This window comes from Anabaena sp. PCC 7938, from assembly GCF_049315035.1.
GTDB lineage: Bacteria > Cyanobacteriota > Cyanobacteriia > Cyanobacteriales > Nostocaceae > Anabaena > Anabaena cylindrica.
In genome coordinates, this window is record NZ_CP186034.1 from 6,174,351 (window position 1) to 6,189,015 (window position 14,665).

The following is a 14,665-nucleotide window of genomic DNA, read 5'->3' on the forward strand; positions in this document are numbered from 1 at the left end:
CTAATTTACTCAATTAAGTTAATTAAACTATTTTTATTCAACTTGTTGTATACAAAATTTAGTGTAACCTAAAGAAGATATCTGTCAAGTAGTTTTTATGGGTTTACCGCAAGCCATTTTGACCTGTTTAATTGAAAAACCCCATAGTGGCTATGACCTTTCCAAGGTATTTAGCGAATCAATCGGTTGTTTTTGGAACACATCACAGCAGCAAATTTACCGAGAACTAAACAAATTAGAATCACAAGAGTTAATAGTCTCCGAGATTATTCCCCGTCAAGGACGCTTAGATAAAAAAATCTACTCAATTACAGAACTAGGTAAACAGCATTTATTAGAATGGATGCGACAACCCAGCGAACCCGACATAATTAGAGAAGACATATTAGTAAAAGTTTTTTCTGGTAGTTTAGTACCAGCTAGTGTACTGATAGAAGATGTAAAACGCCGTCGTCAAATACATATAGAAAAATTGTCCAAATATCGACAAATTGAGCAAGAGAAATTCCCTAATCCAGAAGCATTAACTAGAAAAGAAAAACTCAGACATTTAGTATTAAATGCTGGTATTCGTTATGAATTAGAATGGATAGATTGGTGTGATGAAGCCTTAGAAATTATCAAAGATACTCAACAAGAATAAACAGAATATACCGCAGAATATTTAAATTATTCACATTGAATTAAACCCAACATTTTCAAGGATTTTTAGGATTTCTCCTCGTTCAATTTAACCTACGAAAATCCTTACAGCGGATTTCATTTACATGAGATACAAACTTGAATAATGAAACTCTTGTGGTGCGGGCATCTTGCCCGCTAGGTATGTACGAAATCCGCTGTAACTGAAGTGTATTTTATTATGAACAGCATTTGACCATACATAATATAGCCTTTCCCACTCTAGTTAGATACAAAATTACCCCTCCCCAACCCTCCCCTTGGTAAGGCTACGGTGTACACACATCCTTATCCAGAGATGGTTTCCAGTCCTGAGAAAAGGATTCAAGTCACCGCAGACCCCAAACCAAAGCATGAATTACACGAATTTTTTGAGGTTTATAGCCAGACTAACCGTCCAAGTTAAGCCGTAATCTTCAACTCACAACTGATGTTAACTCCCTAATTCTGAAATTATGCGGTGGTGAAGCTTAAATTTCCGGCTGAAAAAAGGCTCAAACCTATGCCAGGATTACTTGTGTGTACACCGTAGCCTTGGTAAGGGGAGGGTGCGCGACAGCGCGGGTGGGGTGTATTTCATGAGCTTGGGAATTGCTATATTAAGTATTTAAAATCGATCTCCAAAGATAGTGCATATTAACCTAGTAGTATTGCTTCCTTTCTGTCTACTTCTCTATCTTTAGTTCTATTTCTATAGCCTTTCCCACTCTAGTTAGATACAAAATTACCCCTCCCCAACCCTCCCCTTGGTAAGAAGAGGGTGCGCGACAGCGCGGGTGGGGTGTATTTCATGAGCTTGGGAATTGCTATATCAGCCATGTAATATCTCTCCTAACTTCAGTCATCAGCAAGAGGAAAAATAGAAAAATAGTTCCTACTATAGTAAATAGAAATATGAACAATTTGTTTGGAAACACAGTATGCCGCTTCATAAACTTGAAAATTTTGACCCCAACTATCGAGAAACCTTTAATGGAGATGATATTAAAAGCTTGCATCTCTATACAGAAAGTGGAGTAAAAGTTGGCGCAATCAATGATGCCTTAGTTGATGATGACGGAAGATTTCGATATCTAGTTATTGAGACCAATATAGAGTCTAATTCTTTGGAGAAGAAAATATTACTACCTATTGGACTTGCTCACATTAATTATCCAGCAAAAAGTGTTTATGTTGATGGACTAAGTAAACAGCAAGTAGAACAATTACCTGAGTACCATGACAACATAGTTGTCGATCATGATTATGAAGAACAAGTACGCAGCGTTTATCGTTCTCCCAGCGCTGCTGTAACTTATAATCCTGAAAATTACACTTACGAACAAGAACCGAATTTATATGGTTTGCACGAGCAATATCATCAAACTCTCAGACTTTATGAAGAACGTTTAATTACCAATAAACACCGTGTTAAAACCGGAGAAGTATCAGTTGGTAAACATATTGAAACAGAAACAGCAAGAGTTACAGTACCTATTCAAAAAGAACGTGTTGTTATCGAGAGAATCCAACCCACAGGTGCAGAAACGTTAGTAAATCCTAATGAAATCCATTTTCAAGAAGGGGAAGTAGCTCGCATAGAAGTTTATGAAGAAACACCAGAAATTCATAAAGAAGCATTCGTTCGAGAAGAAGTGCGAGTAAGAAAAGTAGTAGATCGAGATATGGTAGAAGCTCAAGAAGTCATTCGCAGGGAAGAGTTAGATATTGATACTTCTGGTACATTACATTTACAGGAAAATAGTGATAAAGTCAATCACTAAAAACGTTTACATAATAGTAGTGTAAAATTCCTGATTTTTGACTGGATTTGATTGAAATTTATCAACTATAGCAATCCTATTTAATTTACTTGTGTACGAGTTTTACATTCTTAAACCCTAGCGTAATAGAGAAATAGTAATGAATTGGTGAAATACATTTAGGGTTTTGATGGATATTTTCTACTCTACATATATTTTAAAATCAAATAGGATTGCTATACATATAGCAATTTCCAAGCTCATGAAATACACCCCCCCCGCGCTGTCGCGCACCCTCCCCTTACTAAGGGGAGGGTTGGGGAGGGGTAATTTTGTATCTAACTAGAGTGGGAAAGGCTATATTAAAGTAAATCTGTAGTTAGATGTGGCAATAACAACCAAGAATCTGGGGTTTGAGTGATTAAAGCGATTAATCGGAGATGGCACACTGCACTATGTACCTACTCTATAGGAAGCAAATTACAGCATGATTCTGCAAATATCCTTGAATATTCGTATTACCATCACCAGCAATATCTATAACTTCTGATGAACCTATATTCATGTAATTCATTCAATAGAAAGAGGAAAAATAACTAATGAATTCCTAGGATAGAAGTCAGAAAATGCTATAATATTCCGAGGTAAAGTATAATGGTTCTTTACAAATTAGAAGATTTTGATCCTCAGTACCGCGATACTTTTGAAGGTAATGACATTAAGGGTTTAGGAGTATATACAGATAGAACAGATGAAAAAATAGGTACTGTACATGATGCTTTAGTTGATGAAGAAGGAAACTTTCGTTATTTAGTAATTGACTTAGGCTTCTGGATCTTTGGAAAGAAAGTTTTGCTGCCGATTGGACGTAGCCGCATCGACTATAATACTAAACGTGTTTATGCCATTGGCTTGACAAGAGAGCAAGCGGAAAATTTACCTGAGTTTAACGAACGTCTAACAACAGATTACGACTATGAGGAACAGGTACGTGGAGTATATCGCAATCCCCAGCACCGCACCTCAACTGTAGAATCACCAACACCCCTAGAATCACCAACACCTGTAGAATCATTCACAGGGGTAGGAACAACCCCCGCCAGAACTACACCAACGTACAACCGTGATACTTATCGCTACGAACAGGAACCCGATTTGTTTGATTTAAATGAGCAAAATAATCAAAATCTGAAATTGTATCAAGAGCGGCTAATTACCAGCAAACATCGCCGCAAAATGGGGGATGTTACTGTTGGTAAGCACGTAGAAACTGAAACTGCACGAGTATCAGTACCAGTGGAAAGAGAACGCGTTGTTGTTGAACGTGTGACACCTGAAGATGCTGGTAGAACCGTAGCTTCTGGTGAAGCCAGCTTCCGAGAAGGTGAAATAGCTCGCGTGGAAATTTACGAAGAAACACCAGAAATTCGTAAAGAAGCATTTGTCCGTGAAGAAGTTAGAGTTAAAAAAGTTGTAGAGCAAGACACAGTTGAAACTCAAGCAACTGTGCGTCGTGAAGAATTAGATGTGAATGCGCCTAATCTACCTATTGAAGAACGATAATTTTGATTTTGATAGGACTTACGCATAACACAACGAAAGTAGCGGTAATTCATGAATTACCGCTACGGAAGAATCAGGTTTTCGGTCACATCTTGCGTAAGTATTGTTTGATAAAAATGAATTCATTCATAACTAATTAAAGCCAGTGCAGGTGAGGCTTTTTATGAGCTTTACCTGTACTTGTAATTTTAAGGATAGTTGCCAGCATTCAGAAAAAGAAAGAATGGATTAAATTCAGACTACCAAACATTTAATATCAATATTCTGTACTGAAAAGATATAGCAATTCCCAAGCTCATGAAATACACCCCACCCGCGCTGTCGCGCACCCTCCCCTTGGTAAGGGGAGGGTTGGGGAGGGGTAATTTTGTATCTAACTAGAGTGGGAAAGGCTATATACTCAAAACGGCTAGTAACCTGACTTTTCATAATACAAAAACCAAGTATTAAGACTCTATTCATTGCCATAAATTTGTTTTCCAAAAATAGCCACATTGAAAAAGTATATGATTGAATATTTAAATTCAGAAACACCTGGCGAACAACAAGAAAAAGATCTTTCCATAGACAAGCAAGAAAAAATTATTCCTCTTCTAGAAGAAAGATTGTTTGTTGATCATAGCAAACACAAAATTGGAGAGGTCATTGTTCGCAAACAAATCGAAACTCAGATGATACAAATTCCCATCCGTCGGGAAAAATTGATTATTGAACAAGTAAGCCCAGAACACAAACAACTAGCCGAGATAGATTTAAATGAAAGAGAGATTTCGGAAATTTTAACGGCTGCAAAAACATCGGAAGTGACTAATTTTGAAAGTGGTTTAATTGTTAGTGGAGAGTTCAGTTCACCAAAAATTGCCAGCTTACTTTTAAATGCTATCAACCTAGAAAAAAATCAGGGTTGCCAGCACATAAAAATATCAATTCTCGTAGAAAATGAATCTCAGCAACAAAGATATCAAGAATGGTTTAATCGTTGTACTTCTAGTTAGTGATTAGGTGGGCATTGCCCGCCTTTTTAAGGAATTATAAATTACTAGGTGTATATCTTTTTTGGTTATATATTGCAAAAGCTAAAACTAAAAATGTTAGTCCTCCTGCTAAATATAAAGGATAGCCATAGGTGATGGGGTCAGATTGTTTGACAATCAGTCCGGCAATTACAGGCCCAATACCATTAGAAATACTTAAATAAGAAGCATTTAAACCCAATACAGTTCCCTGAAGATCAGGTTTAGCATTGAGAGAAATTAAAGTGCTAATCATTGGCTGTACGAGAGAATTAAACAGGGAAAATAAGATACTGATAGTTATAAAATAGGTAATATTTGGCCAAACTGGCATTAATGCAAATGACAGACTACGAAAAAATAGACCTAAAAACAAAATTTTAACTACATCAAATTTCTTGATCATCACAGACACACCCCAAGTTTGCATAATTACGCCTAATGTGCCAAAGACTAAAAACAGGAGTGTTAAAGACTGGCTAGTTTGAGCTAAAACCTTGATGAAGTAAGGTTGAAAAGCATATGTAAACATAGTAAAAGTCGTGCCAGTTAAGAAATTAATAAATAGTAAAATGCCAACTCCTGGCATTACTAAACCCTTGACTAAATTTCCTAAACCTAAATCGAATATATTACTAGATTTTGTAGCTTTATTTTTGAGAGTTTCGGGTAAGAAGAAAATAGTCATCAACAAAGCCACAAGCGCAACTCCAGCAGAAACTAAAAATGCAGTTCCCAAAGACTTTTGCTGTGCTAATAAACTGATAGCTGGGCCTAAAACGAAACCTAAACCCATTGCAGCCCCATAAATACCAAATGCATGGGCGCGATCCTTGGGACTGGTAATATCAGAAATTACTGCTTGAGCTACAGAAGCATTACCACCGGTGATCCCATCCAAAAATCGTGCAAAAAATAACAGGCTTGCAGTTGTTGCCGTTCCAGCTATACAGTTGGCAATGACAGTCCCGGCTAAACTTATTATTAATAAAGGCTTCCTGCCAAAACGATCAGAAAGTTTGCCAATGACAGGAGTTGCAAAAAATTGAGCTATAGAGTAAATAGAAAATAATAAACTGGTTTGGAAATCGCTCAGACCAAATTGTTTGCCATAAAGATAGATAATAGGAATTAAAATCGTCAGACTCAGGGAGTTAACAAAGGCAATTAAAGCAGTAATCCAAAAATTGCGATTCATCAGTAATTAATAACCACCGGGTTTTTGCTTTATGGTTGTATTCAACTCCAGCCATAGTACCATTCACCATGCTTTCAAATACTATTCATGAAATTTAGACACAAAAAACCTTCGCAAAAGCACCAACAGCCTATAATTCCACGAGTTCACATTCAAGTTCGTAATGGACAATTTGAAATTATGGGTATGGGTGTATGGCATTCATACTGGCGTGATCCTTATCATTTGCTGCTAACTATTCCTTGGTCTGGCTTCTTGCTCCTAATTTGTATTTTTTATGTAGCTATTAATACTCTATTTGCCTTAGCCTATAGATTAGGAGGAGATTGTATTGCTAATGCTCAACCTGGTTCTTTTCTAGATGCCTTTTTTTTTAGTGTGCAAACCTTGGCATCTATTGGTTATGGTGCAATGTATCCAACAACAACTTATGCCAATATCATAGTCACTATTGAGGCGATGATTGGTGTGGTGGGAATTGCTGTGATGACAGGATTAGCTTTTGCTCGTTTTTCCCGACCAACTGCCCGTGTGATGTTTAGCCGTGTAGCGGTAATTATGTCACAGGAAGGATTACCCACTCTATTATTTCGTACCGCAAATCAGCGCCGCAATATGATTTTAGAGGCACAGATACGGCTGTATTTAATGCGTGATGAAGTAAATCAAGATGGAGGGTCTTTACGGAAAATTCATGATCTCAAGTTAGTCAGAAGCCAAACACCTAATTTCTCTTTATCTTGGACAATTATGCATATCATTGATGAATCTAGCCCTTTGTTTGGGATGACATCAGAATCACTAGTTAAAACACAATCCTTGCTAATGGTTTCTGTTAGTGGTATTGATGAAACTGTGGCGCAGGTTGTCCATGCTCGTCATAGTTATGCTGCTAATGATATTTTATGGAATAGTAGATTTGTTGATATTATGCACCGGACTCCGGATGGACATCGCTACGTTGATTATAATTATTTTCACGATGTATTACCTGTGAATGAAGTTATTCGGTAGTACTCAATAATCAGCGCTCTTTTTAAAAAGATGCAACTCTTTTGTCATCGAAAGGAATTTAGGACTTACGCAAAAAACTCTCAAACTTCTATTCCTCTGTTTCCTCTGCGGTTCGTTATTCCGTAACTCGTGCGTAAGTCCTAGAATTAATAAAAGGTGCTGAAGATGCATCTTTTTTGAATCATTTTAAACATCTAAAAATTGTTTTCAGCTTTTTATGGGTCGCCCGGGATTCGAACCCGGAACTAATCGGTTAAAAGCCGAGTACTCTACCGTTGAGTTAGCGACCCTTTTGCAGTGATTTGCAACTTTCCCAATATACCATCAAAAGCATGGGTTTTGTCAAGGGGTTTCTAGAAAAAATTTGCTGTTAACTGGAAAGAGGCTGTGCAACTAGCTCCTGGTGCTAACACAGTCAGATTTTCCCCGGTGTTGAAGGCGTTGCGGGTAGCACTCCAAGGCTCTAGACAGTAGAATTCTTTCCCTTTCACTGTCCAGAAAACTAGCCAGGTAGAGAAATCATCATAATCTAAGGTTAGCTTTAATTTACGGCTGTTATCTGTCACAGATGCAGATTTACTAGTTAACCCTCCAAAGGCAAAATCAATTTCATCTTGGTTAAAGTCAAATTTGCCGTTAAAAGCGTTAAATTCTTTGGTTTTATTGTCTTGATACTGCACGGAAGGAATTTCCACATCTATCTGAGATTTATCACCGCAGAGAAAATAGGGATGGAAACCAGCCGAGAAGGGCATTGGTGTGGATGACAGATTTTTATACTCTTGACGTACTACTAAGGTATTACCCTGTAATTCGTAGGTGAAAGCCAGTTCAAAGTCAAAAGGATAAACCGCTTTGGTTTCGTCGTTACTTTTGAGAACGACGGTCAAACTAGCTTTACCATCAGTTTTTTGCTCAGTTGCTTCCCAAGGTAAGTCACGAGCAAAACCATGTTGTTTGATAGTGTACTGTTTACCGTTAACGGTGTAAGTATTATCTGGTAAGTTACCGCAAAGAGGAAATAAAATCGGATTTCCACCTCTGACGCTCAAATCTGGATGGGTAAAGCGTTCAGTATCTAAATAAAAGACTTCTTGATCTTGAATACGCCAACGGGTAATAATACCACCCCGTTCAGGTACAACTTCTATTTGTGTACCAGCACTATCATCAGAAAGAATGTAGGTTTTGTATTGTTGCTGTTCAATGGAGATGGTAAACATTGGTGATTGGTGATTGGTAATTGGTAATTGGTAATTGGTGATTGGTGATTGGTGATTGGGTACTGGAAAAAATCTTACCTATTACCCATGACCCATCACCCATTACCTAATTTAAACGTCTTCTGCAAATATGAAGCGATATAACTCGCTTGGGTCTGGTTCGGGGCTGGTTTCGGCGAATTTCACAGCTTCGTCGATGATATCTTGAATTTTCTTTTCAACGCCTTTTAATTCTGCTTCGTCTGCTAGTTTTTTCTCCAGCAAGTAAGCAGCTAATTTTTTAATGGGGTCGCGGGCAAACCAGAATTCTTTTTCTTCTTTGCTGCGGAGTTCGTCTGGGTCGGCTAGAGAGTGACCACGGAAACGATAGGTCATGGCTTCTATGAGGGTGGGGCCTTCTCCAGCACGAGCGCGGGCTACGGCTTCTTGAGCTACTTGACGGACTGCGAGAACGTCCATTCCGTCTACTTCTACGCCTACCATGTTAAACACGCTGGCTTTTTTGTAAATTTCGGGTTGGGAAGTTGCCCGTTCGTGAGCCATGCCGATCGCCCATTTATTATTTTCTACCACAAACAGGATTGGCAGTTTCCATAGTGCTGCCATGTTTAATGTCTCGAAAAATTGACCGTTGTTAGCTGCACCATCTCCAAAGAAACACGCTGTTACTTGGTCGGCGTTTTTGTCTCCTAGTACTTCCCGGCGGTATTTGCTTTGAAATGCTGCACCAGCTGCAACGGGAATACCTTCTGCTACGAACGCATAGCCACCTAATAGGCGGTGTTCGGCAGAAAACATATGCATAGAACCACCGCGCCCTTTGCTGCAACCTGTGGCTTTACCAAATAATTCTGCCATTACTTCTTTTGCTGGCACTCCTGCGCTCAAAGCATGAACGTGGTCGCGGTAGGTGCTGGAAACGAAGTCTTCACCGGGTCGCATTGCTCCTTTGATGATGCCGCTGGAAACGGCTTCTTGACCGTTGTACAGGTGGACAAAACCAAACATTTTTCCTCTATAATACATTTCGGCGCATTTATCTTCAAAAAAGCGACCGAGGATCATGTCTTCGTATAAGCCTAAGCCTTCGGCTTTGGTAATTTGGACGGTGGCAGCATCAAATGTGGGTAACGTGCGTTCTTGAACCATTATTGTAAAGTATCCCTATCGTAAAAGTTAAATAGCTATAAGAAGTAAGGCAGGGTTGGTAAGAGTCAACAATCAAATTTTATAAGAAAGTTGAAGGTAAAAACCGTCGCTTTTGGCGATCGCTCTGCAAGTCTTTAACGTTAGCAATTCGGATAGCGGTCTGTCTGCATAACTATTAACAATTTTCAAAAGTTGAGATGCCTGTTGGCTGCCCGCTATCTTACCGAGAAAAATCTAATATGTAACTTAAATCACTTTAGACTATGTAATTGCCATTAAATTTTAATCGTGATATATTGTTTTTTTTAGTTATCCATAACTAACCAGTGCTGGTAGTGTTTATTCAACTACCTGACTGGCAGCAACCCAAAAAGATCATAAATCTTAGACTACACTGGGTGCAACATCTCGACCACTACCAAAAGCGGTACTTGGGCTTGCAGATGTTGAGGGATAACAAGGGTGTATTTATGTTGCAGCAGCATATACTAAGAATCACAATTAAAGGCTACAGCTTCTGAGGCGAGTTCAAATCATAAGCTAGGTGCGATACCTTAGGGGGGTTACGCCAAAGCCAAAAATCAACTCTGAGGATATGACTTACTGTGGTAGAAAAAAACAAAAAGAACTGTGACAATATACACTTCAGGTGTATACTTGACACGGTATTAATAAAGCTATTATTATGGCACGGTTTTACATACCTGGAATCATCTAGGTGAACTATGTCTATCTCTAGGAGACACTACGCGACCACGGTGCAGGGGAAGTAGGCTGTGCGAATTCCGCTCGATTACTACCGAATTTTAGGATTACCGTTAGCGGCAAGTGAAGAGCAATTGCGGCAAGCATACAGCGATCGCATTGTTCAATTGCCCAGACGCGAGTATTCAATTACAGCCATCTCTTCTCGTAAACAACTCATAGAAGAAGCTTACGTGGTTTTATCAGATTCCAAAGAACGCAGCAGGTATGACCAGATTTATCTCGCCCACGCTTATGATCCAGATCGGGCAGCACATACATCTGGATTAGAAAATCGCGCCGAAAACAACAGCCGTAATCACGATGTTCAAAGTCTCAGCATCGAAATTGCCCCTGAGGAATTAGTTGGTGCTTTATTACTCCTGCAAGAGTTAGGGGAATACGAACTAGTACTCAAATTAGGTCGTCCATACCTGGTCAATAAAAATGGAGTCGGTGTCAAAGTCGGTAGTCATCGATCCGGCGAGGAATACTCAGCTAGTCCTGAACTGTCAGATATTATTCTCACAGTGGCTTTAGCTTGCCTAGAACTAGGACGTGAACAATGGCAGCAAAATCATTATGAAAATGCGGCCATATCTTTAGAAACCGGGGAAGAATTATTAATGCGCGAAGGCATATTCCCTAGCGTGCAATCAGAAATTGCAGCGGATCTTTGTAAGTTGCGACCATATCGCATTCTGGAGTTACTAGCACTACCTCAAGAGAAGACTAAGGAACGCCGTCAAGGCTTGGAATTATTACAGAATATTTTAGAAGAACGGGGCGGAATTGATGGCGCTGGCAATGATCAATCCGGCTTAAATATAGATGATTTTCTCAGATTTATTCAGCAGTTACGCAATCATTTAACAGTTACAGAACAACATAAACTATTTGAAGCCGAAAGCAAGCGCCCCTCCGCAGTTGCTACATATTTAGCAGTCTATGCCTTAATCGCCAGGGGTTTTACCCAACGTCAACCAGCTTTAATTCGCCAAGCCAAGCAAATGCTGATTCGTCTGGGTAAACGCCAAGATGTGCATTTAGAACAATCCCTATGTGCTTTGTTATTGGGACAAACCGAAGAAGCCACTCGTGTTTTAGAATTAAGTCAAGAATATGAAGCCTTAGCGATTATTCGGGAAAAATCCCAAGATTCGCCAGACTTGCTACCAGGACTTTGTTTGTACTGTGAACAGTGGTTACAACAAGAGGTATTTCCTCACTTTCGGGATTTAGTCAGAAAGCAAGCTTCTTTAAAAGATTACTTTGCTGATGCCCAGGTACAAGCTTATTTAGAAGCTTTACCAACGGATAGCCAAACAACTCATGAATGGTCTGCAATTAACAACCAACCTTTAACCCCACCACCAATAAATAGTCCCCGTTATCACAACCATAACCATGCAACTACTCGACCTATTAATCACACACCTGATCCTGAGTTAGCAGAACCAGTCAGCCGTGAAGTACCCGAATCTGGACATTTCTCCCTACCTCGATGGCATACTTCACCTAGACCTAATGGTAGTCAAACACCAGAAATGCCTGGAGAACATTCGCCGACAGCGGAAGTAGTAGCCAAAGGAAATCATCAGCATATGAATGTCCCTACTCAGACAACTGCACCCGGTCAACTTCAAAAGCGGAAACGACGCAAGCCAACTGCGGCTAACAATCGAGGTGTTGGGGAATATCGTCCATCTCAATCTCGACCAAGGCGCACTTTTGCTCACAGCTTAGATGCAAAAACCCGCTTAGTTTGGATGGTTTTCTTGTCTTTGGGGGGTTTATTAGTTTTTTGGTTACTAGTTTCCACAGCTTTTGGATGGTTAAACAATCTGTTTTTCCCTAGACCATCTTTACAGGGCGAACCTTTGGCTATAGAACTAAGTCAACCACCGATTAGCATTCCTGACCCCAATAGCGAACCAGAAGTAGCTGAGGGTATATTAACAAATGCGATCGCTCAAGAAGTAATTCAAACTTGGCTATCTACCAAAGCCGCAGCCTTGGGCCCCAATCATGAAATTAATCGTTTAGATCAGATTTTGACTGGTTCAGCTCTATCACAATGGCGGCTAATTGTCCAGCAAGATATCAAAGACAGCCGCTATCGCACGTATGAGCATGATTTGAAGGTCGAATTTGTTAATCAGATTCCTAGTGTTGCAGATAACGCTGTGGTAGAAGCTACAGTTAAGGAAGTTACGCAATTTTTTGAACTGGGTCAGAATAAAAAGTCTTCTCAGGAACGGTTGCGAGTGCGTTATGATTTGATTCGCAAAGAAGGTACATGGCGAATTCAGGGTATGTCCGTTGTGCAAAATCTCGGTGTGAGTCAATAGTTAATATCTGTCTGGTTCTGCGGGAAAAAATCTTTAACCAACCGCAGAGGCGCAGAGAACACGGAGGGAAGAAAGGAATGAGGAGGAGGGGGTATTCAACGAAAACAAATGCTGAGATGAATATATTTTAAGGCTAGAATAATCAAGCATTTGTGAATATCCCGGCTTTAAACAGATTATATTTAAATATGAACGCTACACAAGAACAACTTAAACTGAAATTAGCACAGGCTTTGGTAGCTGCGTTTGGCGCTGACTACACCGGGGTAGATCCGATTTTGGTGAGTGCGAGTAATCCTAAATTTGGTGACTTTCAAGCGAACGTGGCTTTATCCCTGAGTAAGAAATTGGGAATGCAACCGAGAGCGATCGCATCTGCTATTGTAGAAAAACTAGATATATCAGATATTTGCGAACCACCAGAAATCGCTGGGCCTGGTTTTATTAATTTAAAATTGCAAACATCCTACCTGGAAGCACAACTGAACGCAATTAAAGCAGATCCTCGGTTAGGAGTTCCCAAAGCCAAAAATCCCCAAAAGGAAATTGTCGATTTTTCCAGTCCGAATATTGCCAAAGAAATGCACGTCGGACACTTGCGGTCTACAATTATTGGTGATTGCATAGCCCGGATTTTAGAATTTCGTGGACATGATGTATTGCGGTTAAATCATGTCGGTGATTGGGGTACACAATTCGGGATGTTAATTACTTACTTGCGGGAAGTTTCCCCAGCAGCACTTACCACCGCTGACGCTTTAGATATTGGTGATTTAGTTAATTTTTATCGTCAAGCTAAACAAAGGTTTGATGCAGATGCGGATTTTCAAGAAACTGCACGTCAAGAAGTGGTCAGATTACAAGCAGGTGCAGAAGATACACTTCATGCTTGGAAATTATTATGTGAACAGTCACGAAAAGAGTTTCAAATAATTTATGATTTGCTGAATGTCAAATTAATTGAACGCGGAGAATCTTTTTATAACTCATTTTTATCAGCAGTTGTAGAAGACTTAGAAACATCTGGTTTATTAGTAGAAAACCAAGGTGCAAAATGTGTTTTCTTAGATGGTTTTACAAATAGAGAAGGTGAACCATTACCTTTAATTGTGCAAAAATCAGATGGTGGTTATAACTACGCCACCACAGATTTAGCATCCCTCCGTTACCGCATTCAAAAAGATCAAGCCAAACGGATAATTTATGTTACAGACTCAGGACAAACAAACCATTTTGCTCAATTTATGCAAGTAGCAAAAAAAGCAAATTGGATACCTGATGATGTAGAATTAGTTCACGTTCCCTTCGGTTTGGTTTTAGGAGATGACGGTAAGAAATTTAAAACTCGTTCTGGGGATACTGTAAGATTAAGAGATTTATTAGATGAAGCAGTTTCTCGCACTCGTGCAGATTTAGAAGCGAGATTAAAAGAAGAAGGTAGAGAAGAAACCGAAGAGTTTATTAATAATGTTGCTGACGTGGTTGGTATCAGTGCTGTCAAATATGCAGACTTAAGCCAAAATCGCACTAGCAATTATGTTTTTAGTTATGATAAGATGCTTGCTCTCAAAGGAAATACAGCACCTTATATGATATATGCTTATGTGAGGACTCAAGGCATTAGTCGAGAAGGTAATATTGACTTTGGTAATTTGGGAGCAGATGCTAAAATTATTCTCAGAGAAGATACAGAATTAACTTTAGCAAAACACTTATTACAACTTGATGAAGTGATTAGTGAAGTTGAACAAGATTTATTACCAAATCGTTTATGTGATTATATATATAATCTCAGCGATAAGTTTAACAAGTTCTATGAAAATTGTCCGGTGCTGAAATCTGAAGAACCAATCAGAACGTCGCGGTTGATGTTATGTGATTTGACAGCGAAAACGCTGAAACTCGGATTAGATTTATTGGGGATTAAGGTATTGGAGAGGATGTAGAGGGACGCAGTAGTATTTTAGGGGATTGATTCCATCCCCGC

Annotated in this window: 10 protein-coding genes and 1 tRNA gene; 7 read left to right on the forward strand and 4 right to left on the reverse strand. The window is 39.3% G+C overall.

Features of this window, described 5'->3' with window-relative positions; genetic code table 11:
- Window positions 1–97: 97 nt before the first annotated feature.
- The 4 genes from ACOWPH_RS27490 to ACOWPH_RS27505 all read left to right on the forward strand — a co-directional run bounded on the left by ACOWPH_RS27490 (window position 98) and on the right by ACOWPH_RS27505 (window position 4,981).
- Window positions 98–643: a PadR family transcriptional regulator gene (locus tag ACOWPH_RS27490; protein ID WP_015213290.1), complete on the forward strand. Its 546-nt coding sequence runs from the start codon at window positions 98–100 to the stop codon at window positions 641–643.
- Between the two features lie 958 nt (window positions 644–1,601).
- Window positions 1,602–2,444, forward strand: a complete 843-nt coding sequence (locus ACOWPH_RS27495) for a DUF2382 domain-containing protein (RefSeq protein ID WP_015213291.1) — start codon at window positions 1,602–1,604, stop codon at window positions 2,442–2,444.
- A gap of 633 nt (window positions 2,445–3,077) precedes the next feature.
- The gene (locus tag ACOWPH_RS27500) at window positions 3,078–3,986 is read left to right on the forward strand and encodes a DUF2382 domain-containing protein (protein WP_015213292.1); all 909 of its coding nucleotides are present in this window, start codon (window positions 3,078–3,080) and stop codon (window positions 3,984–3,986) included.
- 506 nt (window positions 3,987–4,492) lie between these two features.
- Window positions 4,493–4,981: a DUF2382 domain-containing protein gene (locus ACOWPH_RS27505; protein ID WP_015213294.1), complete on the forward strand. Its 489-nt coding sequence runs from the start codon at window positions 4,493–4,495 to the stop codon at window positions 4,979–4,981.
- A gap of 34 nt (window positions 4,982–5,015) precedes the next feature.
- Here ACOWPH_RS27505 and ACOWPH_RS27510 read toward each other — a convergent pair whose 3' ends face one another.
- Window positions 5,016–6,197, reverse strand: a complete 1,182-nt coding sequence (locus tag ACOWPH_RS27510) for an MFS transporter (RefSeq protein ID WP_015213295.1) — start codon at window positions 6,195–6,197, stop codon at window positions 5,016–5,018.
- Window positions 6,198–6,284: 87 nt separating this feature from the next.
- On the opposite strand from ACOWPH_RS27510, the gene ACOWPH_RS27515 reads away from it, so the two are divergent.
- The gene (locus ACOWPH_RS27515; RefSeq protein WP_015213296.1) at window positions 6,285–7,211 is read left to right on the forward strand and encodes an ion channel; all 927 of its coding nucleotides are present in this window, start codon (window positions 6,285–6,287) and stop codon (window positions 7,209–7,211) included.
- 218 nt (window positions 7,212–7,429) lie between these two features.
- Here ACOWPH_RS27515 and ACOWPH_RS27520 read toward each other — a convergent pair.
- From ACOWPH_RS27520 to pdhA, 3 genes are all read right to left on the reverse strand, one after another.
- Window positions 7,430–7,501: transfer RNA gene (locus tag ACOWPH_RS27520), tRNA-Lys, on the reverse strand.
- Between the two features lie 63 nt (window positions 7,502–7,564).
- On the reverse strand, window positions 7,565–8,434 hold the full coding sequence (locus tag ACOWPH_RS27525; protein WP_015213297.1) for an aldose 1-epimerase: 870 nt from the start codon (window positions 8,432–8,434) through the stop codon (window positions 7,565–7,567).
- Window positions 8,435–8,545: 111 nt separating this feature from the next.
- Window positions 8,546–9,583, reverse strand: coding sequence for a pyruvate dehydrogenase (acetyl-transferring) E1 component subunit alpha (pdhA, locus tag ACOWPH_RS27530; RefSeq protein ID WP_015213298.1), 1,038 nt, complete (start codon window positions 9,581–9,583; stop codon window positions 8,546–8,548).
- A 776-nt stretch (window positions 9,584–10,359) separates the two neighbouring features.
- On the opposite strand from pdhA, the gene ACOWPH_RS27535 reads away from it, so the two are divergent.
- Entirely contained in the window at window positions 10,360–12,678 is a 2,319-nt protein-coding gene (locus ACOWPH_RS27535) for an IMS domain-containing protein (RefSeq protein ID WP_015213299.1), read from the forward strand.
- A 188-nt stretch (window positions 12,679–12,866) separates the two neighbouring features.
- Complete coding sequence (gene argS, locus ACOWPH_RS27540) at window positions 12,867–14,624, forward strand: arginine--tRNA ligase (RefSeq protein WP_015213300.1); 1,758 nt, start codon at window positions 12,867–12,869, stop codon at window positions 14,622–14,624.
- Window positions 14,625–14,665: the final 41 nt, after the last annotated feature.